The 24,800-nt window shown below is 65.8% G+C and carries 26 protein-coding genes and 1 pseudogene; 11 read left to right on the top strand and 16 right to left on the bottom strand.

Features of this window, described 5'->3' with window-relative positions:
- The coding region (locus NHN26_RS15995; RefSeq protein ID WP_253090347.1) for a hypothetical protein at positions 1 to 503 on the top strand (503 nt) is incomplete at its 5' end.
- A 559-nt stretch (positions 504 to 1,062) separates the two neighbouring features.
- On the opposite strand, the gene NHN26_RS15990 is transcribed toward NHN26_RS15995, so the two are convergent.
- The 10 genes from NHN26_RS15990 to NHN26_RS15945 all read right to left on the bottom strand — a co-directional run bounded on the left by NHN26_RS15990 (position 1,063) and on the right by NHN26_RS15945 (position 12,603).
- The gene (locus tag NHN26_RS15990; RefSeq protein ID WP_253090346.1) at positions 1,063 to 1,662 is read right to left on the bottom strand and encodes a DUF6338 family protein; all 600 of its coding nucleotides are present in this window, start codon (positions 1,660 to 1,662) and stop codon (positions 1,063 to 1,065) included.
- Positions 1,659 to 2,342 (bottom strand): hypothetical protein, encoded by a 684-nt coding sequence (locus NHN26_RS15985; protein WP_253090345.1) that lies wholly within the window; start codon positions 2,340 to 2,342, stop codon positions 1,659 to 1,661. Before NHN26_RS15985 ends, NHN26_RS15990 begins: the two co-directional genes overlap by 4 nt.
- A gap of 29 nt (positions 2,343 to 2,371) precedes the next feature.
- Positions 2,372 to 5,377 (bottom strand): type I restriction endonuclease subunit R, encoded by a 3,006-nt coding sequence (locus NHN26_RS15980; RefSeq protein ID WP_253090344.1) that lies wholly within the window; start codon positions 5,375 to 5,377, stop codon positions 2,372 to 2,374.
- On the bottom strand, positions 5,374 to 6,282 hold the full coding sequence (locus tag NHN26_RS15975; protein ID WP_253090343.1) for an HNH endonuclease: 909 nt from the start codon (positions 6,280 to 6,282) through the stop codon (positions 5,374 to 5,376). Before NHN26_RS15975 ends, NHN26_RS15980 begins: the two co-directional genes overlap by 4 nt.
- Positions 6,279 to 7,562 carry a restriction endonuclease subunit S gene (locus NHN26_RS15970; RefSeq protein WP_253090342.1) on the bottom strand — a complete coding sequence of 428 codons (1,284 nt, stop codon included), beginning with the start codon at positions 7,560 to 7,562 and terminating at the stop codon, positions 6,279 to 6,281. Before NHN26_RS15970 ends, NHN26_RS15975 begins: the two co-directional genes overlap by 4 nt.
- Positions 7,559 to 9,598 (bottom strand): type I restriction-modification system subunit M, encoded by a 2,040-nt coding sequence (locus tag NHN26_RS15965; RefSeq protein WP_253090341.1) that lies wholly within the window; start codon positions 9,596 to 9,598, stop codon positions 7,559 to 7,561. The genes NHN26_RS15970 and NHN26_RS15965 overlap by 4 nt, the downstream gene beginning before the upstream one ends.
- Before the next feature lie 98 nt (positions 9,599 to 9,696).
- A complete protein-coding gene (locus tag NHN26_RS15960; RefSeq protein ID WP_253090340.1) occupies positions 9,697 to 10,014 on the bottom strand; it encodes a restriction endonuclease subunit S in 318 nt (105 codons plus the stop codon).
- A 127-nt stretch (positions 10,015 to 10,141) separates the two neighbouring features.
- Entirely contained in the window at positions 10,142 to 11,560 is a 1,419-nt protein-coding gene (locus NHN26_RS17630; protein WP_253090339.1) for a PD-(D/E)XK nuclease family protein, read from the bottom strand.
- Entirely contained in the window at positions 11,476 to 12,186 is a 711-nt protein-coding gene (locus NHN26_RS15950; RefSeq protein WP_253090338.1) for a transposase, read from the bottom strand. Before NHN26_RS15950 ends, NHN26_RS17630 begins: the two co-directional genes overlap by 85 nt.
- 45 nt (positions 12,187 to 12,231) lie before the next feature.
- Complete coding sequence (locus NHN26_RS15945) at positions 12,232 to 12,603, bottom strand: hypothetical protein (protein WP_253090337.1); 372 nt, start codon at positions 12,601 to 12,603, stop codon at positions 12,232 to 12,234.
- 70 nt (positions 12,604 to 12,673) lie between these two features.
- On the opposite strand from NHN26_RS15945, the pseudogene NHN26_RS15940 reads away from it, so the two are divergent.
- Together NHN26_RS15940 and NHN26_RS15935 are read left to right on the top strand one after the other, a co-directional pair.
- Positions 12,674 to 12,796: pseudogene (locus NHN26_RS15940) on the top strand (transposase); the annotation flags it as partial.
- Between the two features lie 222 nt (positions 12,797 to 13,018).
- The gene (locus NHN26_RS15935) at positions 13,019 to 13,696 is read left to right on the top strand and encodes a hypothetical protein (RefSeq protein ID WP_253090336.1); all 678 of its coding nucleotides are present in this window, start codon (positions 13,019 to 13,021) and stop codon (positions 13,694 to 13,696) included.
- A 411-nt stretch (positions 13,697 to 14,107) separates the two neighbouring features.
- Here NHN26_RS15935 and NHN26_RS15930 read toward each other — a convergent pair whose 3' ends face one another.
- The gene (locus NHN26_RS15930) at positions 14,108 to 15,007 is read right to left on the bottom strand and encodes a hypothetical protein (RefSeq protein WP_253090335.1); all 900 of its coding nucleotides are present in this window, start codon (positions 15,005 to 15,007) and stop codon (positions 14,108 to 14,110) included.
- Between the two features lie 1,063 nt (positions 15,008 to 16,070).
- Between NHN26_RS15930 and NHN26_RS15925 the strand changes: the two genes are divergently transcribed.
- Positions 16,071 to 17,360 carry a type IV secretory system conjugative DNA transfer family protein gene (locus tag NHN26_RS15925; RefSeq protein ID WP_253090334.1) on the top strand — a complete coding sequence of 430 codons (1,290 nt, stop codon included), beginning with the start codon at positions 16,071 to 16,073 and terminating at the stop codon, positions 17,358 to 17,360.
- A complete protein-coding gene (locus NHN26_RS15920) occupies positions 17,357 to 19,468 on the top strand; it encodes a hypothetical protein (RefSeq protein WP_253090333.1) in 2,112 nt (703 codons plus the stop codon). Before NHN26_RS15925 ends, NHN26_RS15920 begins: the two co-directional genes overlap by 4 nt.
- A 64-nt stretch (positions 19,469 to 19,532) precedes the next feature.
- On the opposite strand, the gene NHN26_RS15915 is transcribed toward NHN26_RS15920, so the two are convergent.
- Positions 19,533 to 20,255 carry a hypothetical protein gene (locus NHN26_RS15915; RefSeq protein ID WP_253090332.1) on the bottom strand — a complete coding sequence of 241 codons (723 nt, stop codon included), beginning with the start codon at positions 20,253 to 20,255 and terminating at the stop codon, positions 19,533 to 19,535.
- A 354-nt stretch (positions 20,256 to 20,609) separates the two neighbouring features.
- On the opposite strand from NHN26_RS15915, the gene NHN26_RS15910 reads away from it, so the two are divergent.
- Together NHN26_RS15910 and NHN26_RS15905 are read left to right on the top strand one after the other, a co-directional pair.
- Complete coding sequence (locus NHN26_RS15910) at positions 20,610 to 21,224, top strand: RNA polymerase sigma factor (RefSeq protein WP_253090331.1); 615 nt, start codon at positions 20,610 to 20,612, stop codon at positions 21,222 to 21,224.
- 140 nt (positions 21,225 to 21,364) lie between these two features.
- Positions 21,365 to 21,988 (top strand): hypothetical protein, encoded by a 624-nt coding sequence (locus NHN26_RS15905; RefSeq protein ID WP_253090330.1) that lies wholly within the window; start codon positions 21,365 to 21,367, stop codon positions 21,986 to 21,988.
- Between the two features lie 32 nt (positions 21,989 to 22,020).
- On the opposite strand, the gene NHN26_RS15900 is transcribed toward NHN26_RS15905, so the two are convergent.
- Entirely contained in the window at positions 22,021 to 22,356 is a 336-nt protein-coding gene (locus NHN26_RS15900) for an ATP-binding protein (protein WP_290443003.1), read from the bottom strand.
- Positions 22,357 to 22,450: 94 nt separating this feature from the next.
- On the opposite strand from NHN26_RS15900, the gene NHN26_RS15895 reads away from it, so the two are divergent.
- Both NHN26_RS15895 and NHN26_RS15890 read left to right on the top strand, forming a co-directional pair.
- Positions 22,451 to 22,651, top strand: coding sequence for a hypothetical protein (locus NHN26_RS15895; protein ID WP_253090329.1), 201 nt, complete (start codon positions 22,451 to 22,453; stop codon positions 22,649 to 22,651).
- A gap of 53 nt (positions 22,652 to 22,704) precedes the next feature.
- On the top strand, positions 22,705 to 23,184 hold the full coding sequence (locus tag NHN26_RS15890; protein WP_253090328.1) for a hypothetical protein: 480 nt from the start codon (positions 22,705 to 22,707) through the stop codon (positions 23,182 to 23,184).
- Between the two features lie 107 nt (positions 23,185 to 23,291).
- Here NHN26_RS15890 and NHN26_RS15885 read toward each other — a convergent pair whose 3' ends face one another.
- Positions 23,292 to 23,429: a hypothetical protein gene (locus NHN26_RS15885; RefSeq protein ID WP_253090327.1), complete on the bottom strand. Its 138-nt coding sequence runs from the start codon at positions 23,427 to 23,429 to the stop codon at positions 23,292 to 23,294.
- Positions 23,430 to 23,762: 333 nt separating this feature from the next.
- Here NHN26_RS15885 and NHN26_RS15880 point away from each other — a divergent pair, with 333 nt between their 5' ends.
- Positions 23,763 to 23,990, top strand: coding sequence for a hypothetical protein (locus tag NHN26_RS15880; protein ID WP_253090326.1), 228 nt, complete (start codon positions 23,763 to 23,765; stop codon positions 23,988 to 23,990).
- Here NHN26_RS15880 and NHN26_RS17625 read toward each other — a convergent pair.
- On the bottom strand, positions 23,954 to 24,274 hold the full coding sequence (locus NHN26_RS17625; RefSeq protein WP_354595944.1) for a helix-turn-helix domain-containing protein: 321 nt from the start codon (positions 24,272 to 24,274) through the stop codon (positions 23,954 to 23,956). The two genes, NHN26_RS15880 and NHN26_RS17625, sit on opposite strands and share 37 nt — an antisense overlap.
- A gap of 27 nt (positions 24,275 to 24,301) precedes the next feature.
- Here NHN26_RS17625 and NHN26_RS15875 point away from each other — a divergent pair, with 27 nt between their 5' ends.
- Complete coding sequence (locus NHN26_RS15875; RefSeq protein WP_253090325.1) at positions 24,302 to 24,721, top strand: 3'-5' exonuclease; 420 nt, start codon at positions 24,302 to 24,304, stop codon at positions 24,719 to 24,721.
- Here NHN26_RS15875 and NHN26_RS15870 read toward each other — a convergent pair.
- Positions 24,703 to 24,800: transposase domain-containing protein (locus NHN26_RS15870; RefSeq protein WP_435594217.1), on the bottom strand; the 98-nt coding region annotated here is incomplete at its 5' end. The genes NHN26_RS15875 and NHN26_RS15870 overlap by 19 nt on opposite strands.

Raw genomic sequence — 24,800 nt, 5'->3', positions numbered from 1 at the left:
TCGTCGTCACTGTGAGAACTTACGTAAGTTTGTACATCGCTATCCATCTGACACCTCCGTCGTTACGGGCGTCATCTCGGACAGCAGACCACCTCAGGCAACGAGGGTACTGGGCGGTCGCTTACCCTGCCGCCCGAGACGCGGCGACCGATCTCGGCCGAGAGATCGGGGAGCAATTCCTCGTGTGGCTCGGCCGGCAGGCCAAGGAAATCCGGGCCGAAGCGGACGCCATCCTGTCCGCGAGGGACGAGGACTGCGCGGCCCTCCGCGCCATGATCCGGGATCTCCGCGACGACCTCGCCGACAAGACCGCGCATGCCGACCGGCTCGCCGAGGAGAACGCCGCGCTCGAGGCAAGGCTCGACGAGGCCGGCGCGACCATCGGGAGGCTCCAAGCCGACCTCGCCGCGCGCGACCGCGACGAGGCGTTCAAGGCGGAGGTCATCGAAATGCTGAAGGACATGCTCGCACGGAACGAGGAAGGACAAGCCGTTCCGCGGTGAGAAACCACGGCGGCGCGGTCTCCGGCGTTTCGCTCCCGAGATGGCAGAGCCTTCTCGTGGCACAGACGGCTCGGGCCGGCAGGGGCCGAACTCGAGCCCATGTCTCAACGCGGCAACTCTCGTTGCCGATCTCGACGATGTCGTAGTCGTGGGTGAGCCGGCCGAATAGCGCAGGAACGGAAGTTGTCCGCTGAAGCCGCGTCTGCTCTCGTCAAGGTGATGTTCCGCGCGGCGCGGAAGGGCGTGCGGTCCGCTTTCGACACGTAAACCGCATGCGGCAGCGCCGCCACGCACTGGAACGAAAGCCTGCGCTCCACTGGGGCGCCTTCTCACCCCGAAGGCCCCCTATCGGTGTCGCCCCTTCAGCTCTCGCTGGATCCGCCCGTCGGCGGCGGAGGCGGCGTGTTCTGTCCGGTGGTCGGCTGGTGCCCCCCCTGCGGATCCGGGCGTTGAGTTACCGCCTGGTACCCACGCTCCGCTGTGGAGGGCTGATACCCGCCCTGAACGAACGTCTTCCTGCCGGGTCCCTTGTCATCATTCATGGTCTTGCCTTTCCTTATTATACCGGGATGAACTCGACGGATCTGATGGCCTCCGCCCTGATCAAGACACTGCGGTTTGTTTCTGTCCAAGGTTCATCATCCGCGCCGATCTTGTACACCTTTTCGATGAATATGTCGCGTTCGCCCGGTTCATCGGACGCGAACGAGTCCTTTCCCCAGAGACCGGCGAACCGTCTGCCATCGTTCATCACCACGATGACGAAACGCTCGTGAGGTTTCGAAAAGGCGTAATCCCATGACGTCGGGACAATGTGAGCCGGGCTGAAGCCGATCCTATTGTAAAGCCAACGCAAGACTTGGTACTTTGTCATCAGACCACTCAAGAGCCCCATCAACGCCGGCGATACCAGTATTGCGAAGGTCCATACAGCGGCATGCATCCAGATGGGCGCGTCCTGAGACTCAACAACGAGATATACGGCCCAAGCCCATACTGCAAAGTTCACCGTGCTCACGGACAATAGGCGAATGATGCTCTCGTTGCCACGGGAACGATGCCCGGGCACAAGGTGCCCACGAACAACGAAATAGACGTAGCCAGGGACCAGAAATGCCATGGCCACGTAGACGGCGTCGAAATCTGACAGTCCGATCATGAATTAACCCTGTCCCGCATTTCATATGTACAATTGCACCTGGCAATAATGTCCTCTGCCGTTTCAGGAACAATCATTCGCTCAAGCTGGATCAGCGTTCTCAGCAACCTCTCCCGAATGCCCGATCGGGTCTTGCGCTCGCGCGTGGACTGGACTGCATCCCGCAGCATGAGCGAGATTTCGGCCAACTCACCAAGCCGGCTACCCTCTCTGCGGGGCCATGCGAAGTACCGTGACACGGTGTGATCGGCCAACGGGCCGCCGGGGGCGCAGGGACAGGGCACTCTCGCGGTGCCCTGCTCTGACAGCATGTCGCCGAAGTCGCTGTCCATCACGATGCCATCGACGACGAACTCGCCGGCCCGGGCAAGCTCCGCATCGCTGCGCCCATCATCAAGCACGTAGCGCCAACACCCGGTAGAGCCGCCCAGAGGCCAGATGGCCTTCTTGTCATGGTCCGGGTGGCCACAATCGCCATGCGCCGTGATCCGAAGCGCGCCAAGGCACAGTAGGCCGGCCTCGTGGTCCTCGAGCAAATCGCGCAGGCGTCCTTCGGTCAGCCAGTTCGGGGACGGATCGTTCCGGAGGAAGGACGAAGCGTCCTTCACGCCGGCGAGAACGTCGATGATCCGTTGCCGGGTTGCGGCAGCAAGGCGGAGTTCTTCAGGGTCAATGTTCATGTGCAGGACCTGCCGTTATCTGTCCGGTTTCACGCGTCTCTGGCCGCTTCCGCGCCACGCACCGCCCTTCGGAACATCAGCCCCATGAGCATCTCCCGCGCTTCCCGGTCCTGCATGAAGGCGTTCCGCATCGCGTTGTCCCGCTGGAACGCCTGAATCGCCCGCCGCATGAATTCCGCGTCATACCGCGGCCGCACGTCCCGAGGATCGTTGTTCCTCAGCATCTCCGCCCAGGCGTCGTCGTTGACGATGTCTTCGTTCACGTTCTCGAAGCGGACGTAATCCTCCTCCGAGAAATCGGTCCCGTGCCGCGCGTTAAACGCCTCGATGATCTCGGAGAGCGCCTTGGCTTCCTCCTCGGTGTAAGGGTTCGCGCCGAACCGGTCGATCGGGCTCAGCGGGGCGCTGTCGTCCTTGCCGAGCCGCGCATCGGGATCCTCGTTCTGCGGCTTCAGCTTGTAGGCCGCGAGTTCCAGCATGTCGTCGGTCACGTCCTCGCCTTGCGGCGCCTGGTGCGTGGGCAGGATGCGCTTCAGCCAGGAGCCGTAGAGGTGGAGCTTCTCGAGCTCTGTATCGGCGAGATTCACCACCTGCGCGATGAAGGAATAGAACCGCAGGAAGGAGGACAGGACCTGCCGGAATTCCTCCTGCTCGTCCTCGTCGAGATTTACGTTGAAGCGTTCGACGGCCTGGCGCACGATCCCTTCCAGAACGGGCCGCTCGTCCGTCCGCCGGTTCGCCTGGAGGAACCGGTCGACGAAGCGCTCGATCTCGTCCTCGCGCAGGATGCCGAAGGCCAGCAGCCGGGCATGGAGGTTGTAGACCTGGTTCGGGTCCGACACGTCCTCCATGCGCGTGGCATTGTAGTAGGGCTTGAAGGCCTCCCGGATCTCGTCGACCGTGTTGCGGAAATCGAGGATGAATGTCCGGGTCTTCCCGGGATAGATCCGGTTGAGGCGTGCCAGCGTCTGCACGGCCTGCAGCCCGCTCAGCCGCTTGTCGACATACATGGCCACGAGCTTCGGCTGGTCGAAGCCGGTCTGGTACTTCTCGGCGACGATCAGCACGTTGAAGGCGCCGCCATCGAACTGCCGCGGGAGCTCCGTCTCGCTGAACCCGTTGATCCCGGCTTCGGTGCAGGCCTGGCCATCCACCGTGATCTCGTTCGAGAAGGCGACGAGGGCGCACACATCAGTGTAGCCGTTCGCCGTGATGTAGCGCTGGATGGCTTGGTAGGTCCGCACCGCGTGCTCGCGGCTCGAGGTCACGACCATCGCCTTCGCATGGCCATTCAGTTCGGGCAGCGCATGGCGCCGGAAATGCTCGACGATGACCTCGGCCTTCTGCGCCATCGCGATTTCATGGAAGTCGATGTAGCGCGCGACCTTGCGGGCCGATTTCCGCTCGAGAAGCCGCGGGTCGTCCTCGATGGCCTTCTCCAACCTCGCGTAAGAGGCGTAGGTCTGGTAGTTGCCCAGCACGTCGAGGATGAACCCCTCCTCGATCGCCTGGCGCATCGAGTAGAGGTGGAAGGGCTCCGGCCCGTTGGGACCAGGCCGGCCGAAGCGCTCCATCGTCACGTTCCGGGGCGTCGCCGTGAAGGCCAGGTAGGACAGGTTGGCCTGGGGTCCGCGCAGCCGCTGGAGTTCCAGGAGCGCCGCTTCGGTCGCGTCGATCTCCCGCTCCTCTTCCGTCAGATCGCCATCAGCGAGCACCCGGGCCATGCTGTCGGCATGCTTGCCCGATTGCGAGCTGTGCGCCTCGTCGATGATGATCGCGAAGCGCTTGCCCTCCTCGTTCCGCAGCACCGAGAGCTGGTCGGTCGAGAACTTGTGGATCGTCGAGATGATGATTTTCGCGCCCTTCTCGATCGCCGTCCTGAGTTGCCGCGACGTCCCGTCGATCGGCTGCACGTAGCCCTGGGTCTGGGAGAAGGCCGCGACGGTCGCCTGGAGCTGGCGGTCGAGCACGACCCGGTCCGTGACGATGATCACCGTGTCGAAGACCGGTCGGTCATCCTCGTCATGCAGGGTCGCGAGGTGATGCGCGGCCCAGGCGATCGTGTTCGACTTGCCGGAACCCGCCGAGTGCTGGAACAGGTAGTTCTGCCCGGCGCCGTTCGTCTTCGCGTCCCGCAGGAGCGCGTGGATCGCGTCCATCTGGTGATAGCGCGGCCAGATCGTCGTCCGCTTCACGCGGCCGTCCGGCTGCTCCACCTCGTCGACCAGGACGAAGCGGTGGAGGATACCGAGAAGCACCTCGCGCGAGAACACCGCCTTTCGCGCGCCGATGTCCCGGTAGAGATAGGCGATGCGGAATTCGCCCTCGACATCGGGGTTGCCGGCGCCGCCGTCGCGGCCGCAGTTGAACGGCAGGAACCGCGTGGCCCCGTTGTTCAGGTGCGTCGTCATCGACACGTTGTCCTGGTCCAGCGCGAAATGGACGAGGGCCCCGCGCCTGAAGGTCAGCAGCGGCTCGCCATTGGGCGAGCGGTCCTTCCGGTACTGCCTCTCGGCCGTCTGGCAGGTCGATCCGGTGAGCGTGTTCTTCAGCTCCATCGTGGCGATCGGAATGCCGTTGACGAGGAGCCCCACGTCGATGGCGTTCTCGTTCCGAAGAGAGTAGCGCACCTGGCGCATGGCCGTCAGGATGTTGCCCTCGTAGGCCTGCAGGAGCTTCGGGTTGAGCCCCGAGGCCGGGCGGAACGCGCAGAGCGTGATGCGGATCCCGGGCACGATGGTGATGCCCTGGCGCAGGACCTCGAGCGTGCCGACTGCCTTCAGCCGGGCCTCGACCTGGGCGGCCAGTGTCTCGCGCTCCTTCCCGGGATACTGGTCGCCGAGCCGCTTCCAGGCGTCGGGCTGGGTCGTCCGGACGAACTCCTCGATCATCTCGGAATCGAGTGCGCGCTTGCGGTCATAGACCGTCCAGGGGCGTTCGCGCCAACCCTGGCGTGTGACCAGCTGATCGACGAGATGGAGCTCGACGGCCTCCTCGGTGTGGAGCTTTTCGCGGGAAATGGCGGGGCTGGTCATGATCTTTCCGTTTCAACAAAGCGCCTATGGTGGAAATCGAGCGCAGACCGCGCCAGCCGGTGATCAACATGGATCCCGTCGAGATCCGCGTAGGCCGAGCCCTCGAGCTTGCGGGAAACCACGATCCGGTCGGTCACCGGGTCGATGCTCAGGAGAAACAGGTCGAACAGGGCATGGACATCCCGACGCAGCAGGAGGCAGTTCTCCGGGCGTTCGAACTCTGGCGCCCCCGTATGCGGGATCACATGGGCGGCTTCGAGAACCTCAACGACCCGCGTGTCGGTGAACACGCATCGCTCGTCGTGACGCGCAAGCGCGGCCTGTCGGAACGCCTGTTGATCAGGGCGCGCCTTGACCAGGTTCATCTTCCGATCCGCGATCGCGCGTTCGACACCCTCGGCGTCCCGGCGCAGCGCGTCGGCCATGGGATCGGCCGCGGAGGTCGTCTCCAGCCCGCCCGCCTGCGTGATCAGATCCTCGATCGCGGCGACGTCGGCCTCGGACAGGCTCCAGATGCGCTCGGGCCGGAAACGCTTGATCTCGGCGATGATCTTGGCGCGTGGCGCGCCGGCGAGGGCCCGGTCCACCGAGATCGGCTTCTTGAGAAGGGTAATGTCGGACAGCATCAGGCAGAACCGGTCGGTTTCCTCGGTCACGCTCGCGACCGTCGCGACCGCGGTCAGGCCGCGGCCGTGGCTGTTGTCGCCGCTCTCGATCACCCAGACATAGACGCGATCGCCGGCGTCCGGCGCCCCGCTCTTGGTCCCGTCCACCCTTGTCGACGGGCTGGCCTTGGTCCGCTTGGCGAAGAAAGGGCCCGGCCCCCAGTCCTCCGGGCTGCTCGGAAAATTGATCCCGCCAGGGCATCGTGTATTGCCATTGATCCTCAGGATGAAGTCGCTCATGCCTGCATCTCCTCCTCGATCCGGTCGAGCGTGGCCGAAGTCTTTCCGGCCTTGCCATAGGTCTCCACGTCGATCTGGCCGGTCACGGCAGCGGTGATCAGGGCGGCGCGGTATTCGCGGAGGCGGTCGGCATGGCGGACGACTGCCGTCCGAAGTTCCTGAAGGCGTTCTTCGTGTTGAACAAGTCTCTGACCGATCCGCGTTTGTTCTTCCAGCGGCGGCGTCGGGATGTAGACACGTTTCAGATCGAAGATGTTGATCCCACGCACAGCCGCGCCGAGAGATTTTGCTTCAAGTGGATGGAAGACAGCAGGGGTCTGGAGTGCATACCTGAGCCATACGGCATCGACGCTGGTCCCAGGGGCAATGCGGGCAGCGTCCTGCGTGAGATTCGCGCCCTCGATCTCGGCAGGAACGATTTCGATGTCTCCGATCCCACCACGGATCGAGATCACAAGATCCCCTGCCTTCAAGCGGGAGCGTTTGTAGCTGGCCTCGATTTCGTAGGTTGTTCGGCAAAGGCGATCGGGGCTCAAGCGCTCGGGTTTTACATCGCCGCCTTTCACGATCATCGGGCCTTCTTCGACATTTGGGCCAGGCAGCACGATTCCATACATGATCGGTCGCGACTGATCGGTTAGGTACTTGAGCTGAACTTTTCTCCACCCTTCCGGCAAGAAGGACCAGTCGGGGCTTCCGGGGAAAATCCCGTGATTGAGGGTGGCTTTCCATCGCTCGTCGGCCTTGGCAAGAAAACGACCTTTCTTCGCGATCAGTTCGTCGATCCGCGCGGTTTCCCGGTCGAGGAAGGCGGCGATCCGTTTCTGGACGGGGGGGGCGGGAAGGAAAAAGCGGATGCTCTTCATTTCTGAGTATCGGGTGGTCCAAAGATCCGCCACGATCCCGTGGCCTACGCGGTAGAACTCCTCTTGGAACGCAACGGAACGAAGCAGATGGTGTGCGAATTCAGGTTTCAAATCGCTGCGGGGTCGCAGGACAATGCTGATCAAGGACACTGTGCCGTCGTACGGAGAGATGCCACCCGATCCCTTGCGGTCTGAGCGGCTGTTGATCACATAGTCGCCTTTGCGAACGAGCTTGCGGTTATCGCCATCGTCCGTTTTGGCCGCAGTCTCGAGCTGCGGAACAATGCCCTGCATGGTGACACTGAGCGCATCGAAGTCCTTGTCACTGGCCTTCTGCTTGCGTTCGTCGAAAACTTGCGCGAGGCGGTAGAGTTTCCAACCATGAGGCTGGTTGATGGTCATGATTTCGCTCATGCCACCACCTCTTTCAGCAGCCCGGCAATCTCCGCCTCCAGGGCCTTCAGCTCCGCATCGATCTCCTCCAGCGGCCGCGGCGGCACGTACCTGTAGAAATACCGGTTGAAATTGATCTCGTAGCCCACGCGCCCGACCTCGCCATCGGTCGGGTCGACATGGCCTTCATCGACCCAGGCATCGGGCACGAAGGGCGCCACCTCGCGGGTGAAATACGCCTGCCAGTCCTCCTTCAGCGGCACCAGCTCGTGGTCGCGCAGCTTCGGATCGGGCTCGGGATTACCATCCTTGTCGCGGCAGATCCCGGCGTGCTCATCGGTCTCGCCGAATCGCGCGACCAGAACCTTCAGGGCGGCCGTGGGCAGCTTGGCGCCGCGCGCCTTCAGCGCCCCGTTCATGTCCTCCGAGAAGACCTCCCGGTCCATCCAGGCCACGCCGACCATGTCATCGAGGATGTCGAGCAGCAGGTCGACAAAACCCGGGATCTTCTTCCCGGCTTTCTCGAGCGCCGCGAGCGCCTTCTCATCCCTTCGCAGCCCGGCGACCCGGTCCTCGTCGATGTCGAAGCGCAGCCGCAGCGGCCGCTCCACCCGGATTTCGCGATACCCGAAATCCGCGGTGTCGAAGATCTTCGACACATCCGAATACCCGCTGTCCCCGTTCAGGAACTCGCCGTAGATCCGCACGATCTCGGCCCGCGCCTCGTCGGGCACCAGGCGCCGCTTGGAGCCGAGCGACTTGCGCATGGATTTCCAGAACTGCTCGCCGGAGGCGTCGACCAGCTGCACCTTGCCCCGGCGCTCTCCCGGCTTCCGGTTCGACAGGATCCAGATGTAGGTCTGGATGCCGGTGTTGTAGAAAAGGTCCGTCGGCAGCGCGACGATCGCCTCGACGAGATCGTTTTCCATCAGCCAGCGCCGGATCTCGCTTTCGCCCGAGCCCGCGCCGCCGGTGAAAAGGGGCGATCCGTTCATCACGATCCCGATCCGCGAGCCCTTCTCGTCGTCGCGCATCTTCGAGACCATGTGCTGGACGAAGAGCAGCTGGCCGTCGGAGATCCGCGGCAGGCCGGCGCCGAACCGGCCGTCATGGCCCAACTCCTCGGCCTCCTCCCTGATCGGGTCGGCGTATTTCTTCCACTCCACGCCGTAAGGGGGATTCGACAGCATGTAGTGGAAGGTTTCGCCCTTGTGCCGGTCCTCGGTCAGCGAGTTGCCGAAGGCGATGCGCGAGGCGTCATGCCCCTTCACCAGCATGTCGGATTTGCAGATCGCGAAGGATTCCCCGTTCAGTTCCTGGCCGAACAGGTCGACATTCAGCCCGGGATTGAGGGCCGTCATCGCCTCCTCGGCGATCGACAGCATGCCGCCGGTGCCGCAGGCAGGGTCGTAGACGCGGCGGATGATGCCCTTGCCCGACAGCGCGTCCTCGTCATTCGCGATCAGCAGGTCGACGAGGAGGCGCACGATCTCGCGCGGCGTGAAATGCTCCCCGGCCGTCTCGTTGGAGATTTCCGAGAACCGGCGGATGAGCTCCTCGAACAGGTAGCCCATTTCCAGGTTCGTCACGCGGGCGGGATGCAGGTCGATCTGGCAGAACCGGTCGAAGACCATCCAGAGCGAGCCCGCGTTGTCGAGCTTCTTCAGGACCTCGGTCATCTCGAACTTCTCGATGAAGATGTCCCGCACGTTCGGGCTGAAGCCCGTCAGGTAGTCCACTAGGTTCGACCGGAGCTGGCCGGCATCCTGCTGCTTGAGCGTCGCGAAGGTGAAGCGGCTCTCGTTGTAGATCTGCCCGCCGGCATTCGCGGCCGCGGAGAGCATCATCATCCGGATCTGCTCGTCGGTCTCGGGATCGAGCGCGGCCGCCTGGTCGCGAACCGCATCCTTCGTCTCCTCGAGCAGGCAGTCGAGGCGGCGAAGGACCGTGAAGGGCAGGATGACCTTGCCGTATTCGGATTGCTTGAAATCGCCGCGCAAAAGTTCCGCGATGGACCAGATGAAGGAAGCGTTGTTGTTGATGCTGTCCTGGCTCAAGGCCTGTCTCCATTTCCATGTTCGGTCATCTGGCGCTGCCTATCTGTATAAGGGCGCCACCAGACAAAGAGAAACTCCGGGATCGCATAACCTGGGGATTACTCCGTCGCGTCAGGCGTCTCGCCCTCCAGTTCGGGGTTCGGCCATGTGCTGCCGCGCAGGGAAACGACCTTGCGTCCCAGCTCCGCGATCCGGTCGAAGACCGCCTGACGCTCGGCGAATTTCGCCGCGATCGCAGCGATGGTCGCATCGTCCGGGATGGGAATGGCCACCTCGTTCAGGTCCTTCATGGCGATGCTCTGAATGGCGGTGCCGCCGGCCAGCGACTGGATGAATTCGTGGACCACAGGGTTCCCGAGATACTCGAGCAGCGCCAGAGGCGAGATGCCGCCCCGAACCTTCTTGCGAAGGATCATGAGCGACTGTCCGCCCCGACACGTCCATCCTCGGATCTGGGGCACCGGGTCCGCCGCGGGTCTGTCCTTTCCGTCGAGTCTGTGCCCGGGCTGGCAGGCCGCGTCTCGGCGCAGCTGGCTCCCCGGCTCAGCCCCCTGGCGTCGCCCGGGCCAGATGCGCCGTTGCACCAGCGCAGGCCGGTTCGGCGAGGGAGAGGGTGCCGGCGCCGAGCCAGTTGATGCCGAGGAGGGTGACGGAAGTGCCGAGGGCGGTTTCGACCATGGCGGCGTAGGCGAGGAGCTGACCGGCATGGGCGGTGGCGGCGGTGGCGGGGTCCGCCGGGCTGGGGGACTTGTGGTCGATCAGGAGGGCGCCGTCCGGGCCGAGGGCGACGAGGTCGGCGATGCCGGTGGTCTCGCGCCCGTCGGGGTGGCGGTGCTGGAGCGGGAGTTCGGTGAGGAGGCGCGTGGTGCCGCGAGCGCGGAGCCAGCGGAGCAGCGCCTCCATCTGGTCGGCGAGCGCGGCGAGGTCGGTCTCGGCAAGGCCGGTGGCGTCCATCAGGGCGCCCTCGCGGCCGCGCTGCTCCGTCAGGAAGACGCGGGCGGCGAGATGGAGCGCGGTGCCGCGGGCGGAGATGTCTTCCACCCCGGCGGCCCAGGGAACCGGCGGGCCGTAGGATTCGGCGCGCCAGGCGAGCGGCGCGGCCGAGAGGGTCGCGGAAGGGGGCTGGTGCCAGGGGGTGCGGGGGGCCTCCGGCAGGGGCTCGGGGCGGCGGGCCTCGAGGAACGCCTCGCGCCGGCCGGCGGGCACCGGGGCAGCAGGATAGTGGCGCAGGACGGCGCCGGTAAGGATCGCCGCAGGGTCGGAGAGGTCGGGGAAGTCGACGCGCAGGCTGCCCGGCCGCTCGCCCATCTCCCAGTCGAGGCCGGCGACGACGACGATGGGCCATTCGCGGCCCTTGGCGGCGTGCCAGGTCACGAGTTCGACGCCGAGCCCCGCACCGGCCTCGGGCGGCGGGCGGCGGTCGTCGTCGCCGCGGGAAGCGCGGTCGGCGAGCCAGCCGAGGAAGGCGCGCGCGCCCATGCCGTGCAGGCCGGCGGCCTCGGCGGTCTCCTCCTCCGCGCTCGCGAAGGCCTCGGCCATCAGGCGGGCGAGGTCGGCGCGGGCGGCGGCCGGTTCCGGCTGGCCGAGCGTCCAGTCCTCGAGCCCGGCGGCGGCGATCACGGCGGTCAGGAACCGGGGCAGCGGCAGGCGCTCGGCCGCCTCCGCCAGCGCGGCGAGGGCGGGCAGCGGGGCGACCTGCGCCAGCCGGCCGTCCAGCTCGGCCTTAAGCGCGTCCTCCAGCGGCGTCGCGGGCGGGCCGAGGACGGCGAGGCAGAGCGCGGCGTGCCGGTCGGCGGGGTCGGCGGCATAGGCGAGCGCGGCGTGGGCGGCGGCGGTGACGGGAGCGGCGTGCCAGCCCGCCTCCTCGCGCGAGACGGCTACGCCCAGGGCGCGCAGGGCGGCGGCATAGGCGTCGATCTGGGCGTGGCTGCGGCAGAGGATGGCGATGTCGGCGGGGCGCACGGGGCGCAGGCGCTCCGCGGTTCTGTCCCAGACCTGCGCGGGCGCGTCGAGGTGATGAGCGGATGATAGATGCGGGCGTTGTAATGGCCGTTCCACTCGGCCTTCGGCTGGTGGCCATGAACCTCGATCGGCAGGCTGTCCACGTCCAGCGTCACCTTCGGCAAGCGCTTGCCCTTATTCCGCGCCCGAACGCACCGGCCGGCCAAGTCCAGGACCGCTTCGCGCAGGACCTTCAGATTGGCCGGCGCCGCCATGATCGCCGTGAAGCGCGAAAGCGTGGGCTGCGAGGCCAGCCCCGGACCGCCGAGCGGCGTCATCCCGGCTGCCGAACTCACCGCCAGCCGGAAGGCTGGGTCGTGACGGAGCGCATCGGCATCGTCATGGTCGCGCCAGCCCTGGGCGGCCAGCAGGATCGCCGTGCGCAGGAGCGAGGCCAGATCATGCGTGACATCCTGCGGCCGCCGCGGATCGGCCAGACGATCGGTCATCCAGTCCACGATGCCGTTGTTCTCGAGCACCTCGCGCAGAAGGATTGCCCCGGGATCTCCTGTCAGCCGCTCTGCCCGGCTCTCGATCCGAAGAGACCGATTGAACCGGGGCGCCACCGGCGATAGCGTTTCACCCATGCGTGCGTCCGATGCTGCTGTGAGGTCTGGTCTAGCAGCTTGAAACTACAGCGCTTTCAGGCGCACGCTACTTTTCCGGCCGAATTGGACGAATAAGCCGGGATGATAGAGTCCTTTCGGGAATGCGCGTTTTCTCCTTGCCGATTGACGAGATGCGCTCAGGAAAAGACCACATCTGCAGCTGGTGAGAGCTTCGTAAGGTCCGCGACGCTTCAAGCCGGCAAGAGCTTCGGACGTCAACCAAAGTGACATATGGAGCGTCGGCCGCGGAATATCAAGAGCGCTGCCGGATTGCGCGCGCAGCCAGCTCCTGGATTTCGGACCGTCGGGCGAAAGCTCCGCCTGCCCGTCCAGCACCGTCGCAACCTGGCCCTGCACCACGCCCGCCGCGAAACGGAAGCGGAACTCTTGGACCACCAGATCCTCGCCGTCGGTGTTGGCGAGGGGGGACGTCTGCGGGTCGAGCAGGCCGGGCAGAGCCTAGCTCGCGCCGCATTACGGCTGCCCCGGTCGCCCTGTGGTGTTCTCGGATGCGGCGATCCAGTTCTGTCTGTTGATCAAGGTCAAGTTCAAGCTGCCACTCCGGGGGACTGTCGGAATGGTCGCCACAAACGGAACCGGCGCCATTCGGTGAATGCTTCCAAGACGAAGTCCAAGCTGCCCGGCATCGGACGGGCCGCAATCGTCGAGCCGCACGGCGGCGAGATCCTGCTTGCCGAAACCAATGTGCTTGTGAAGAACATGCCACGCAAGGGTCCGTCCGGAAACGTCTTTTCGCCATGTTCGCGCGCAAGTCAGGCGCAAAGATCCGATTTCTCCCGAGGAAGTACCTATGCTGATTATCGCCACCGTGATCCTGATGATCGCGAGTGCCCTCTACCTCGCCTTCGCCGTCAACGTGAACGTCTCCCTGTTCTTCGATGAAGATGAGATCGCGCCCGGGCAGCCCGATCACGGCCTGCACGCCCTGACGCTTGCCGCGGCGACCCTGGCCGCCCTAGTCATCGTGCTGCTCACGAAAGCGGCTAACGGCCCGATGGCGACCATTCTTGCGGCAGACTGGTACTGGGAAAACCTTGAGGCAGGCGAAGCAGCCCCATATGTCCTGCAATTTCCCGACGCGCTGGATTTCTGGAGGTTCCTCCCGACGACCCTTCAGCTCTACCATTCCGATCCCGTCGCCCTGGTCCAGGGTGCCTTCGGCTTCCCGATCGTCCTGTCCGCATATCTCGCCGCGGCGGCGGCTTTTCTTGCGGTTCGTGCCGCCAAGCAGTGCAGGCGAGACGGCGCGGATCTCCGCCGCAGCCATTTCCTCTTCCTCGGGACGGTGTGCTTTCTCTTGAACATCGGCATCATGTTCCTTATCGCCTTCCTTCTGCCATACCTCGTGGCCTCCGCCATCTGGCTGATCACGTATGTGCTGAACCTTCTCTTCTGGGGCTTCATAATTGCCGTTGGCGGCCTAATGATCCTTTTGATGCCCCTCGGCAGAGGCGGATTGCGCGACTAGCAGCGGGAGAAACCGGGATCATCTCGCTCCAGGAGTGTCCCGTTTTTCGACAGGTGCCGGGATAGTCGCGCCAGGAAAGGATCCCTGCCAGGCGCGAAGACGATCTCGACGACCTCCTGAAGCACTGGCGGCAATCCGCGGACGACTCGCTCGAGGCCGACGACGAGGGGGTCGAGCCGTGACCCCACGCCATCACCACGGGTCCACCATCCACGGTGGACACTACCGTGGCACACTTGATGCCGCCGGGGGGCGTCCACCCCATCGCTTACAGCCATGCATCGGCAAGCGGTCCTCGTTCAGGGCAATTCCGGGGAAGGGGCGATTGCCCGTCAAACTCGCACACGCATGACGCAGGCGTGCGGCCATTTTCTGGCGATCGCGTGCCGCGGCACTGCGGCACCTGCCGGATCAGGCCGTCGGCCAGATCCAGTCGTCCACCACCTTTCCGCGGACGACGCGGCGCCGGAAGCCCTGCGCCTTCAGTTCCTTCTCGAGCCGGGGGCGCAGGATGTAACTGTCCGATCCGGCGAGGTTGCGCCAAGCCTCGATGAGCCGCGCGCGATGGAAGTTCTCTGACACCGGCCCTCGCATCTCGACGAAAAATGCGTAACTTTTCAATATTTTGAAGATTTCTCGCTCGATGTCGTCGGCTTCGCGTCGGTCGCGCGCCGCGATCCAGTGGTCGATAAGGATGAGAAGCCAACTCCGCTTCACGAGCCAGGGATCGTACCGATGTGTGTTTTCAACGGTCTTTCTGACGCTGGAAGCAAGGTATGCACGGATGCCGAGGAGAAGGATCGCAAGGAGGGCCGCACCGGCCCAGGGCAGCGGCAACGGGACGGCCGCGTGCCACAGCTTCAGCGGAACGAGCAGGGTAAGCGGCGCCGCGACCGACATCCGGAGAACGGGCGCGATCCATTTCCTCTTCCTGAGGCAGGAGCGCAGCACGAGCCGGTAGCCGATGTCCCGGGCAAGCAGGGATCCTCCGAGGATCAGCGGCCAGCCGAGGCAGAAGGTCAGGAGGATCCAGTTCGCCATCGACTGGGCCGCCGGCGCCGCATCGCCCGCCACCGCGACCCTGCTGCCAAAAAGAATGACCTCGGGCCCGTTCTCCAGGCCGAGCAGGATACCCGCAGAGAGGCCCAACGCCAGCATCGGGGCTGCCGTTCTCGGGTGTAGGATCGCGAGCAGCGCGCCCACGAAAAGCCCGAGCAGCGACAGCGCCAGCGGAATGTGGGGAAGGGCTATGGCGGCAACCAAGATGAGAAGCAGCGCCGCCACGACAAGTTTGATAAAGAATTCGGCCATCCCATGGGCACCTGGATTTGGTCAGGACCACGTACTTTTTTTCGGAACGCGCCGCGAGAAATATCTTCGCACGTGGTAAAGCTTCCGTAATTGGAGGTCGCGCCAGTGGCCTTTGGGGCATTTGACGCACAGGATGCGGAAAAGAAGATTTCCGATATCGCCGCGCACCACATTGCCAACACGAAACCCGATGAGACGAACGGGAAGCCTCGACCGGCCGACGGCCGGACCACCCGGAGGGGCGCACTCCAATGAACGATCATCTTTCGCCGAACTTGATCCCGGAGCGTCATGTCGTTTGGCCAAGCAAACGCTCCTTCGGCCTGATTGGCGGGATGCCGTTCCCTCGACCTCAACAGCGCATACGCAGGTGCGCGAAGCCGCGCAAGTAGACTAGCAGTTGGTGCTGGCCGCTCAATCCGAGAAGAATACGCTCCGACCATGTCTCCCCCTCGCCCGAACATTCCAAGTCGAAGAGGTGCACTCGATCCATGCCTCGGACCGCAGTCGGATTGGCAAGCCGACAGGTCGATTCAACAAAGCCGATCCGTTCGCCGGAAATCTCGATCCGGGTCTCCGAGTAGGGAGCGCCGCAGGCTGAAGGATCAACGTCCCAGCTCCCCTCGAAGGGACCGGCCGAGGCCGGAACGACACTTGCGGCGACAACCGCGGCAACATGGCAAATGCGCAAAAGAGGTTCTCCTTGCTCGATTGGTGTCAGTGCAGGGTACTCCGGACTTCCGGCGCATTTGTGGCGGGATGATCGCGACGCGAGGGCTTTTTAGTCAATCCTCGCAATCCGAGGAAGTCAATATGAACGATGATCGCCCATCGCGTCCAAAGACCCCGGCAGGCATCCATCGAGGCGCCCGAAAGCCTTATTCAGGGAGAATGTCGCCATTCCGAATGATCGTTCATATTGACGGCAAGATCGTTCAACAATTCGCTCCTGATCGTACAACAAGATCAGCGCCCCGCCCTTCGCGAACTTTTTCGTCCTGCCCCGTCATGGGCCCGGCCCTCCCGCGACTTCGGGATCGACGCTCATGACAAGGAGGCTTTCATGTCCCGCTCACATCCCATCGCCCTCGGCCGCACGCCGGGCGAGACGAAGACCCGTCTCGGCTTCGCCAGCGAAACGCCCGCTCTCGCGGCCGGCACCCTCATCGAGGACGACAGCGACGCGGGCCTCGTGACCATCGCCGGGACCGGCGCCGGCAAGGGCGTGAGCCAGGTCATCCCCACTGCGCTCACATATCCCGGCTCGATGGTCATCGTCGACATCAAGGGCGAGATCGCCGCGGTCACCGCGCGCCGGCGCCGCGAGATGGGCCAGGAGGTAATCCGGCTCGACCCGTTCGGCCCCGACGGCACCGACGCGCTGAACCCGTTCGAGATGATCGAGCCGGCCTCAGCCGACGCCTACGACCAGTGCCGGCGGATCGCCGGCATGATGAACTGCAGCTCCATGGCGAGCGACCCGTTCTGGGAGGACATCTCCCGGACGATCATCGCCGGCACGCTGCTGTTCCTCGCCACCCATATCGAGCGCGAGCAGCGGACACTCTCGCTCCTCCATCGGATGTGGGGCGTGGCCGACCGGCTCGACGAGATGCTCTCCGCGATGTCGGTCTGCGGCTTCCACGGCGGCGCGATGAAGGCCGCAGCCCGGGCCTATCTCGACGCCCCCGACAAGACCGCCGGCTCGATCCTCACGACGCTCCGGAACCAGATCGCGTTCCTCGCCTCGCCGCGATCGCAGAAGAGCCTCGACGGCGGCTGGGGCCTGCTGAAGAGGATCCGCGAAGGCCGGCCGATGACGATCTACCTGCGCGTGCCGCCGCACCTGCTCGCCAGCCACGGCCGCCTGCTCCGGGTCTGGCTCGGAACGATCCTGGCCACCGTCTCCGAGCGCCGCGTGCGCCCCGCGATCCCCGACCTCTTCCTGGTCGACGAGGCCGCCACCCTCGGCCATCTCGACGAGCTCCTGACCGCCGCCTCGCTGCTCCGGGGCTACGGGCTGCGGACCTGGACCTTCTGGCAGAGCGTCAGCCAGATGACCTCGATCTACGGCGACCGGGCGGCCGAGATCCTCGACAACGCCGGCACACTGTCGATGTTCGGCGCGGCGAACGCCGCGTCCGCTGGACAGCTGGCCGATCTCACCGGCTACCAGGGCCGCATCCTCGGCATGCCGATGGGCGAGCAGATCCTCTGCCGGCAGGGCGCCGAACCCGTCCGCGCGTCGAAGCTGAACTACCTCGCCGATCCCGAATACCGCGGTCTCTTCGATCCCAACCCCTTCCATCCCGAACCCCGCAAACCGTCACGCAGCCTGGAGGTCGTGAAATGAGCGACATGAAAGTCCTAAACCAGACCGGCCTTGCCGATCTTGCCCGCAAGATCCGCCACCGCCATGACGAGGACGATGGGAAGCCCCTCGGGCTCGACGCGATCGACACCCTCTCCGGCGAGCCCCCCCTCGACCGCGGGCCCGACCCGCGGGACGTGGCGGCAGCTCTCACCGCGCCCGGGGTCGACGACCGTCCCTTCGACGACGACGCATTCCTGGAGAACCAGGAAGTCCTCAAGCTCATGATCGGCTGCAAGGATTACGCGCCCGCGGCGCCTTCGCCCGAACGCGCCGCGCAGGAGGCCCTGCAATTCCGCCACACCGTCAGCTTCGTCCGGACCGCCTGGAGCATGGAGGCGCCCGAGCCGCCCGAGGACGAGATCGCCGCATATGCCCCTTCGGCGATCGGGATCCCGCAGCCGGATCCGGACGACGAGGAGAATGTACGGCTCGACGACGAAGACGACGAGGATGTCGATCTCGACTGGCTGTTCGACAAACACGATCTGGATCCCGGCGAAGACACCCCGATCGACGACCTCGGGGAGCCCGGCCATGGCGAAGACGTCGGACGCGACGGGAACGCGCCGGCCGCCGCCTCCGGCGCCGGTCCGGTCCACGGCCTGCCTCTTCTTGCCTTCCGGACTAGGAGCACGGTCGTCGCGACGACCGACTTCGCCGCGATGCCCTACGCGATCGAGCCAGGCCGCCTGTCGCCTGCCGAAGCCTATCCCCGGCATCATGTCGCGAGCCTCATCGACGCGCGCCTTGCCGAGCTTCCTCCCGGTTCCGCGCTCTGGCGCCTGGCGCCCGGCGCCCGGCCCGGCGACACGGCGATCCTGCGGGACGACCTGATCGACCTCTTCGGCGCGCTGCCGGTCTCTAGCCTGCTCTGGCTGATCGGCGCCCATGCCCTTTTCGATCTCGACACCGCCGACGCGCGCCGGGACCTGATCGAGGCGATCCTCGAGATCGGCCAGCCGATCCCGCCCTTCGATCCGGGCGGGCTTTCCGTGGAACTGCGGCTATCCGAACTCGAGACCCACGACTTCCCCCACAGCATCAAGGTCTGCCTGGAACTCCTGTGCGACGGCCTCGCGCCGCGGATCTGGTTCTCGGATCCGGCGCCGCACGGGCTTGCGAAAGCCTCGCTCCTGAAACCCCACCTCCGGGCCATGGCGCCGCTTGGCCGCCTGATCGCCAGCCGGGAGCTTGTCGGGGACCACCGGACGGCGGAAGCCGCGGCGCGGGTCATGCGGATGGCGTTGCGCGGGCTCCCTGCGCTGTCGCGTTCAGCCGATCCCGGAATCCGTCCCGTGGAGAGTGATCCCGCCTCCGCCGTGGCGGCGCAGTGGGCCCACTTGCCCTGCGGCGCCGTCTCCGTTCCGATCGCGGAACTCGATGCCGGAGAGCGCGCGAGCTTTCTCCAGACGCTCGGCCCGGCGCTTCGGGCCGCCGGTCCCGCCCTGGCGCGTCACGCCCCGGATCTCGCGGGAGCGCCGGGCGCTTCGCCCGGTGATCGCTTCGCCAGCCTGGCCCGGAGTATTCCCGGAGCGACCCGCGGCGGTCTGATGTGGTTCCTCGACTCCCTGCCGGTCCTCCACCTCGAACGCCCCGGCCGCCTGGAGGCGATCGGCCATCTCCTGGCGGCCGTGGGTGGCCGCCTCGCGCCCTGCCGCTGCGATCCCTGGATGCCCAGGGGCGCGATCCTGCCGGCGGAGGAGACCGACGGGACGCTGGCCTGGATCGAGATCCTGATGACCTCGGAAGGACAGGTCAGGATCAGCCCGCTCACCGGGACCGCGATGCCAGGGCTCGACATGCATGGCCGGCTGTTCCCGGGCACGGCGGGACTCTGGGCCGGACAGGTCATGTCGGACGAGATTCCGTCGCGGGAGGAGTTCGTTCCCCTGATGCGGACCCTGCTGCCGCTCGCGATGGTCGCGCAGGAAGAGCCGACACCGTTCGACGACATGGCGGCCTTCCGGCGCGAAGCCGACGCGGCCCGGGCACTCCTCGACCTCATCCTGCAGGACGTGGCCTGGCTCTGCGCGCGGCTGAGAAACGGCGGAGCCCGGGCGCCTGACGGGACAGCCCCGCCGGGCTGATCGGAGCGGGCGCGGGCGGTGGCCAGGCGGATGCGCCCCGGCCGCCGCGCGACGCGCGGCCGCCCTAGTACGAGATCGGGAGTTCGAGATGGTCGAGCATCGCGTACTGGATCGTGACGCCGGGCGAGAGACCGGCCGCATCCGGGAATCGGGCCATCATCGCAGCCACCTCATCCTCCGTCTTCAGCGCGAAGGGTTTGCCGAGCTTCACGACGGTAATGAGGTCCCCGTTGAAGGGAATCCTGTCCCCCGGCGTAACGCTGCCCTCGGGCACGGGAAAGCGGGACGCATCGCGCTTGGCGATCGATGCCGCACGTTGCTCGGCCTTTTTGCGTTCCGTCCGCTTCGGCACTGCCGCCGCAGGCGGGTTCGCATTGTAGAGGTAGACGGTGCTTCGGCCGGTGAAGGCGCCGAGCCGCGGATCGGCTGCCGTGGCCTCTGTCGGGGTAAAGGGTGCCGAGATGCCCACGATCGGTCTCACGCCGACCTCACCGCCGAAATCGAACGCGCTCCCGATCTCGAGGCCCGCCGCGTCGGCCGCGGCGACCGGCAGGCGCTCCCGCATGGCGCGCGCCCGGTCTGCCCGGGTGAGCCGGTCGATCTCGTCGAGAAAGGCGTCCGGCGTCCCCTTCGGGAGCACGAAGATCAGGCCGCCCATGCATCGGCCGCCGGCCTCGAGCACGGCCTCGCGCGCGCCCGCCTGGTAGGCCGCGAGCTTCACGTGGATGCAGCCCGAGTTCGGGGTGCCGCGCTTTCCGATCCGGGACGTGAATAGCCGCCGTGCCATGGGGCCTGCCCTGCCTCCGCGATGCGATCCTTCACGCGGCCGGGTAGCCGGGGAATTTGGCTTCACTGGGGCGAAACCCGGGAAACTCTTCGTCGGGTCCTTTGCCATGCCCATGCAAGGGCCGCGGTCCCCGGAATGAGGCGACCGCTCGGCGGGATCCTGATCGGTGGAAAGGGCAAGGCATCCGCCCGGGGTATGGCCGGCCGCTTCTGGCAGTCGCGCGCAGCGCGCGCCTACCGCTCTTCGAAGCTCCCTCGCGAGAGCTTCTCGAGCGTACGGCGCGCGCAAGGGGGCGTCAAGCCACCCCCCTGAGGGAACTCTCGAAATCATCCTCAATGGTTAATGGAGAGTTCCATGCGGAAGCCCGCTGGTTCGAACGCGTTCCGTTCGTCGTCCATCAGTTTCAGGCGCAAGGACAAGCGCGACGTCAGGATCAAGAAGAAGGCTCTCGACCGAGCGATTGCCGGCGGGTTGCGCCGAGGCGGCTTTGACCGCTTCAACACCGCAGACCATGACGACATGGTCGCAGATGTCCAGCTCGAGCTCGTCGCGTCCCTGCGCAGCGGAAGGACGCTCCGCGGCAAGGTCGGCTCCCTCGCCTACGGCATCGCCCGCTGGCACGCGATCGATCGCTATCGCCGGCCCGGCCGGGACGCTATGGCGCGCCGGTCCGAGGGCGAGGCCAGCTATCTCGATGCGCGGAGCGAGGCCGGAGACGACGATCCCTTCATCCGGCTCGCAGAGGCCGCCGAAACCGAGTGGCAGCGCAGGCGCGTCCTCGAGGCCGCGGCAGAGCTCAGCGACAGCGACCGGCAGGTCCTGATCGGCATGCTCCGCCGCACCGAACCGCTCCCGCGGCGCACGCCGGCCGAGATCAGGGCGGCAAACGCCACGGCCCAGCGAGAGAAGCGCGTCCGCGACCGGCTCCGCGCGATCATCTTCCGCGACGGCGATCCGATCGAGCGCTGAGCCCGGCGGGGCGGCCGGCGGCCGCCCCGCTTTTTCACCCGGAGACCGATGACCTGCCGCATTTCGCTGTCATGCGTCCGCCGGTCCCGCGACTTCCCTTTCACCAGGCCCATCCAATCCGTCCCGAAGAGGAGCGTTTCATGAACGACAAGCTGATCCGGATCTTCACCCAGGCCCGCGACCTTCTCGCGCCGACCGACTTCATCGGCGCGCGGTTCACGAAGGACACGCCGCGCGGTGAGGCCGAGTTCGAGATCCTGTCCGTGAAGGAGAGCGACGATCCCGCCCTGATCTCGATGGCCCGTGTGCGGAACCTCGCTACCTGCCGCGAGAGCGACACGCAATTTCCCGGCAATGGTGTCTTCAGCGGCATTTCTCTCTTGGACACGGCACTCGACGACCGCGTCCATCACGCCCTGGCGGAATGTGACCGCCGGGCCGCCCTGCTGGCCCAGCGGCCGGCGCAGCTGCGGGCCGCCCGGGAACGACAGGCGGCCATCGAAGCCCTCGAGGCCCGGGCCTTCGACGCGGATCCCGACAATGCCGATACCCGCATCTGGTGCGACATCATCCTGGCGCTCGACGTGATCTTCGAGGATCTCGAGCGCCACGAGTCGAGATCCTGCGGCTTTGTTGCTCAACAGATCGACAGGGCGCAGCTCTTCGGGGAGCGGATCATCCTGCGCGAGAAGCAAAGGAGCTGGCTCCGCGACCTCGGCATCCGCGCCGTGAAGCGTCACCGAGCCTTGGACGGCGGCTCCTGACACGATCCCCGGCAGCGGCCCGGGCGCGGCCGTCAAAGCGCCCGGGCCAGCCCGTCGATCAGCTCGGCCAAGGTGGCGCGGTAGAAACTGCGCCCGGCCTTCACCGCGGCGACGCCGAGGGCTGTGGCGAGGTGGCTCTTGCCGGTGCCGGGCGGACCGAGGAAGTGAACCACCTCGGCGCTGCGGATGAAGTCGAGCTGGGCCAGGGCGGCGATCCGTTCCCGGTCGAGCGAGGACTGGAAACTGAAGTCCAAGCTTTCCAATGCCTTGACCGGCATCAGCTTGGCGGTGCGCAGGGCAACCTCGATGCGGCGGCTCTCGCGCGTGGCGAACTCCTCGCGCGCGATGTCGAGAAGGAGGCGTTCCATCGGGAGATGCAGGGGCTCTTCGCGCAATACCCGCACACGATCCCCGACGGCTTCTTCCACGAGATCTGCGCTCTGGGGGATTGAGGAGGGCGCCATGTTGAAAGCCTGGCTGGACGAGGCAGGCGAGATAGACGGGCGCAGGCCGTCGGCCGCACGGGACGCCGCCATCCGGCGCCATGCCGGGCGCTTTCCGTTCGACGTCATCCGGGTCGAGATCGACCGGACGGTGCTTCACGGCGCACTCGCGCTTCTGAAGGGCGGAGGATCCCGGCGCGGCTTCGCCCGGCCGCCATGATGCCGCCATGATGTGGCGGTAACGCCGGGCAAGATGCTGGAGGTAGATGTTCGATGGATGACATCGCGGATAGTGAATGGACACCGGACATCGAGACCGGCCTCCGCGTCCTGTTTCAGATGAAGGTGATCGACCTTCTGCTGGAGGTGCCCCCGGAGATTCAGGGTGCGCCATTGTCGACCCTTCTAGAGGATGAGCGCGATGCCGTGATCGACCTGATGGCCCGCTTCTTCGCTGTCGTCAGCCCGGGTCTTCTGGAATGCAAGTTCAGCAAGACCCATCCGAACAGTTTCGAACGCTATTTCGCCGCGCGCGATCCCGAGGGTCTTGCGCGGTTCGTCGCCTCAACCTGGCCCGACGCGCGCCTGTTCTCGGTATTTCTCTTCACCGGCAACCGCAAACCCTGGGTCGCGCAGGAGCTCACGTTCCCGCTCTTGTTCACCATCTTGAAGATCGGGGCGGAAGACATAAAGGAGCACCTGAAGCAGGTCAGGAAGGTTCAGAAAGAGTACGCCTTGAAGCGGGCAACCTGATCGCCGCAGCGCACCTCATCTGGCGTTCCCCATGGCATGGACGATGGTCATCGCCCGCCCGCGAAATTCTCGACCGGCCGGAACGGGCGCGGCGAACCGCTGGCCGATCAGCCGTCCGGACCCGCATCAAGCCATTCCGCGCGGTCTTCCGGGACGAGGATCTCGTGGCCAGCGGCATCCTTGGTGAAACGCCATTCCGGGTTGTCCCAGCAGAAATGCGTGATCGAGGAGCTTTCCAGGATCAACGGCTTCGCGGAGGTCGCCCATCGAGATATGCGGCCCAGTCGGCCCGAGGATCTCCGGTCGCCCAGCCCCGGTAGGTTCCCGGGAAACAACGACACCCCGGTAGCTTCCGGCGACTCGTCCGGGATCGATCCAGATCGGGAAAGGTGTCCTGGCGCACGCGAGGCTTGAAGGGCTGAGGCGCGAGGAGGATAATGGTCGGCGTTTACGATCATCTCGGGAACTGGTGGGATTCATGCGTCCCGGGGTGTATGTGACTGGAACGGAACGAACCTCCCGTACTCCTGCATCCTTCAACGGGGAAGGATGACATGGACCTCCAAAGGACAGGACCGATGACCAGGATCTGCGATCTGCCGACCGAAGCAGTTCTCCCGATCGAAGGCACCGACGCGACGATCCACGTGGCGGCCGCCCGCCCGCACCTCGCCGCTTTCGAGCGAAGGAATGCACCTCAGGAAGATCAGTTCGTCGCGGTCGCGACCGACCCGCTCTTCCAGGCGCTCCTCAAGGACGAGAAGGCCGATCAGGACGGCCTCGTCCCGGACTCTTCCGGATCGTGACGGCAGCATGTCGTTTCGTAATGGCTGAGCTTCCGCGCCGAGGCGATGCCAGCGGCCTCGGCCGCCGCCGCCAGCGTGAGACCCCGGGCTTCCCGCATCCGCTTCAGTATCGCCCCAAAGCCTTCCGGCGCTCCCGTTTCTGATGCGCTTCGGCCGGATCGGTCTCGGGCCGCCCCCGGGAGCGGACGGCATAGCGCCCGGCGGCGGCGCTCCCGACCTTTATCTTGAATGCCGCGTAAGATCTCGCGGATTGCGGTGCATCGATCGACCGTTAATCTGGCCAACTCGAAACCGACTGGAAAGGCGACGGGATGGACGTCAGGATCAAGGATCTATTCTTCCTCGATTTCGAGGCCTCGAGCCTCGAGCCGCACTCTTGGCCCATCGAGATCGGCATGGCCTGGATCGACGGTTCCGAAATCGGCTCATGGTCCTCGCTCATCCGGCCGGACCCGCGCTGGGAGATGGAGGGATGGCACGAGGCCTCCGCCCGGATCCACGGGATCACGCCCGAGGAGTTGCAGCAAGCGCCGCCGGCCAGCGAGGTCGCCGCCATTGCAGCGGATATGCTCGCCGGGAGGCATCCCGTGAGCGACGCGCCGGAATTCGAAAAGCGCTGGGCGCGCCGACTCTTCCAGACGATCGGTCAGCCGACGCCGGAGTTTCTCGGTTTCGACCTGATCGTAAGCGTCGTTGGACGGCCACCCGGTTTTCAGGTTGACGGCTGGTAATTCCACGGGAGCAACTCGTCCAGTCGGCCTTGCGGATGGCCGGCGGCGATGGCTTCGAGGGTGGATTTCAGATAGGCGA

Source organism: Rhodovulum tesquicola (assembly GCF_024128855.1).
Classification (GTDB): Bacteria; Pseudomonadota; Alphaproteobacteria; order Rhodobacterales; family Rhodobacteraceae; genus Rhodovulum; species Rhodovulum tesquicola.
Note: the sequence above shows the minus strand (reverse complement) of the source record. Positions and strands in the feature narration are given on the sequence as shown.

What these genes read in the sequence shown, in the direction of transcription:
- NHN26_RS15990 (WP_253090346.1), bottom strand. Translation starts at nt 1,662, where the DNA reads ATGATCGGACTGTCAGATTTCGACGCCGTCTACGTGGCCATGGCATTT.
- NHN26_RS15985 (WP_253090345.1), bottom strand. Translation starts at nt 2,342, where the DNA reads ATGAACATTGACCCTGAAGAACTCCGCCTTGCTGCCGCAACCCGGCAA.
- NHN26_RS15980 (WP_253090344.1), bottom strand. Translation starts at nt 5,377, where the DNA reads ATGACCAGCCCCGCCATTTCCCGCGAAAAGCTCCACACCGAGGAGGCC.
- NHN26_RS15975 (WP_253090343.1), bottom strand. Translation starts at nt 6,282, where the DNA reads ATGAGCGACTTCATCCTGAGGATCAATGGCAATACACGATGCCCTGGC.
- NHN26_RS15970 (WP_253090342.1), bottom strand. Translation starts at nt 7,562, where the DNA reads ATGAGCGAAATCATGACCATCAACCAGCCTCATGGTTGGAAACTCTAC.
- NHN26_RS15960 (WP_253090340.1), bottom strand. Translation starts at nt 10,014, where the DNA reads ATGATCCTTCGCAAGAAGGTTCGGGGCGGCATCTCGCCTCTGGCGCTG.
- NHN26_RS15950 (WP_253090338.1), bottom strand. Translation starts at nt 12,186, where the DNA reads ATGGGTGAAACGCTATCGCCGGTGGCGCCCCGGTTCAATCGGTCTCTT.
- NHN26_RS15935 (WP_253090336.1), top strand. Translation starts at nt 13,019, where the DNA reads ATGCTGATTATCGCCACCGTGATCCTGATGATCGCGAGTGCCCTCTAC.
- NHN26_RS15930 (WP_253090335.1), bottom strand. Translation starts at nt 15,007, where the DNA reads ATGGCCGAATTCTTTATCAAACTTGTCGTGGCGGCGCTGCTTCTCATC.
- NHN26_RS15925 (WP_253090334.1), top strand. Translation starts at nt 16,071, where the DNA reads ATGTCCCGCTCACATCCCATCGCCCTCGGCCGCACGCCGGGCGAGACG.
- NHN26_RS15920 (WP_253090333.1), top strand. Translation starts at nt 17,357, where the DNA reads ATGAGCGACATGAAAGTCCTAAACCAGACCGGCCTTGCCGATCTTGCC.
- NHN26_RS15915 (WP_253090332.1), bottom strand. Translation starts at nt 20,255, where the DNA reads ATGGCACGGCGGCTATTCACGTCCCGGATCGGAAAGCGCGGCACCCCG.
- NHN26_RS15910 (WP_253090331.1), top strand. Translation starts at nt 20,610, where the DNA reads ATGCGGAAGCCCGCTGGTTCGAACGCGTTCCGTTCGTCGTCCATCAGT.
- NHN26_RS15905 (WP_253090330.1), top strand. Translation starts at nt 21,365, where the DNA reads ATGAACGACAAGCTGATCCGGATCTTCACCCAGGCCCGCGACCTTCTC.
- NHN26_RS15900 (WP_290443003.1), bottom strand. Translation starts at nt 22,356, where the DNA reads ATGGAACGCCTCCTTCTCGACATCGCGCGCGAGGAGTTCGCCACGCGC.
- NHN26_RS15895 (WP_253090329.1), top strand. Translation starts at nt 22,451, where the DNA reads ATGTTGAAAGCCTGGCTGGACGAGGCAGGCGAGATAGACGGGCGCAGG.
- NHN26_RS15890 (WP_253090328.1), top strand. Translation starts at nt 22,705, where the DNA reads ATGGATGACATCGCGGATAGTGAATGGACACCGGACATCGAGACCGGC.
- NHN26_RS15880 (WP_253090326.1), top strand. Translation starts at nt 23,763, where the DNA reads ATGACCAGGATCTGCGATCTGCCGACCGAAGCAGTTCTCCCGATCGAA.
- NHN26_RS15875 (WP_253090325.1), top strand. Translation starts at nt 24,302, where the DNA reads ATGGACGTCAGGATCAAGGATCTATTCTTCCTCGATTTCGAGGCCTCG.